General features: G+C 70.8%; 1 protein-coding gene. It reads right to left on the reverse strand.

Features of this window, described 5'->3' with window-relative positions:
- Positions 1-1995: condensation domain-containing protein (locus V5E28_RS48840; protein ID WP_336217163.1), on the reverse strand; the 1995-nt coding region annotated here is incomplete at both ends.

Here is a 1995-nt window from a genome sequence, read left to right on the forward strand (position 1 = left end):
ACGGGAGTGGACGGGTGATTCGACCAGTGCCGCAGTTGCCGCTGCTCGTCGAGGGGCAGGCTGCTGACGCCGGCCAGCGGGATGGTGGGGCTGGTCAGCGCGCGATCGAGCAGGGTGAGCCAATGCGCGGCGAAGCGGCCGACGGTGCCCTCGTCGTACAGGCCGGTGGCGTACTCGACCTCCATCCACATGCGGCGATCGGTGCTCAGCACACTGAAGGTGAGATCGACCTTGGCTGTGCCCGTGTCAGCCGGTTCCCACTCGGCGGTGAGGTCAGAGCCGAGCTCCCAGCGATCGTGATCGAGGTGGTGCAGACCAAAGACGGTCTGCACCAGCGGCGAGTGGGTCAGCTCGCGCTCCGGCACCAGGGCCTCGACCAGGGCCTCGAAGGGGATGTCGGCATGCGTCTGGGCCTGCAGCATGGTGGCCTTCGCCGCTGTCAGCGCCTCGGTGAAGCCATCCTGCTCATCGAAGTGGGTGCGCAGCGGGAGCGTGTTGACGAAGAACCCGACCAGCCTGTCCAGCTCCGGCTGCGGCCGTCCGGCCACCGGCGTGCCGATGACGAGGTCGTTCTGGCCGCTCCAGCGCGACAGCACGATGGTGAAGGCGGTGCACAGCACCTGGAAGACGGTGGCGGAGTTCGCCGCGGCGAAGGCGCGCACGCGCTCGGCCAGCGCGGGATCGATCGTCTCGCGGTGGGTGGCGCCGGCCCATGACTGGGTGGCCGGTCGCGCGTGATCGACGGGTACGCCGGTGAGTGCGGGCGCACCGGCGAGGTGCTCGCGCCACCACTCCACACCGCTGGTCAGAGCCTGTTCGTCGAGGTTCTGGCGTTGCCAGGCGGCGTAGTCGGCGTAGGAGACGGGCAGGGCGGGCAAGTCTGCCGCAGCCGGGCCGTAGGCCGTGGTCAGCTCGTCGATGATGACGCCTATGGACCAGCCGTCGCAGGCGCTGTGATGGACCGACAGCCACAGCAACGACGCATCGGCGTCGTAACGCACCAGGCCGGCGCGTAGCAGCCGCCCACCGGCCAGGGCGAACGGCTCGGTGAGCCCCGCCTGCACCTGTCGCCAGGCCTCCGTCTCGCCGCCGGTGCGGGCGTCCACCTCCTGCCAGAGCGAGCCCGGTTCACCGGGAACAGGAACGGGACGGCCGTCGCTCACCGCCAGCCCGGTGCGCAGCACCGCGTGGCGCCGCACGACGGCTTCCACCGCCGCGCGCATCCGGTCACCGTCGACCTGGCCGCGCAGCCGTACCACCATGGGCACGTTGTAGGCGGCGCTGCCCGGCCGCCACTGATCCAGGAACCACAACCGCTCCTGGCCGAACGACAGCACCGGCGGCGCGTCAGGCTCCCGGGCCACCAGCGCGACCCCGCCCGCCCCCCGCTCGGCGGCGTCGATGCGAGCCGCGGAATCGGCGAGTGTCGGAGCCTCGAACAGGTCGTCCAATCCCAGCTCGACACCGAACACCTCGCGCACCCGCGCCACCACCTGAACCGCCAGGATCGAATGGCCGCCCACCGCGAAGAACCGGTCGGTGGCGCCCACGCGATCCACGCCCAGGAACTCCGCCCAGATCCCCGCCAGCACCCGCTCGGTCTCCGACCGCGGCTCCACGAAAACCAACGGCACCACGGTGCCGATCAGCGGCGCGCTGGGCGCGGGCGCGTTCTGACCGCCCATATCGCCGCTGATGTCGGCGAGAGGGCTGGCGGGGGTGGTGAGGGCGCGGTCGAGCAGGGTGAGCCAGTGCTCGGCGAAGCGGCCGACGGTGCCCTCGTCGTACAGGCCGGTGGCGTACTCGATCTCCAGCCACATGCGGTGGTCGGTGCTCAGCACGTTGAAAGTGAGGTCGATCTTGGAGGTGCCGGTGTCGGCCGGCTCCCATCGGGCCCGGAGCCGAGGGTCGATCGACCACTGGTCGTGATCGAGGCGGATGACGCCGAAGACGGTCTGGACGAGGGGTGAATAGGCGGGGTCCCGTTCCGAGACC

This window comes from Nonomuraea sp. LPB2021202275-12-8, assembly GCF_037044575.1.
Taxonomy (GTDB): Bacteria; Actinomycetota; Actinomycetes; order Streptosporangiales; family Streptosporangiaceae; genus Nonomuraea.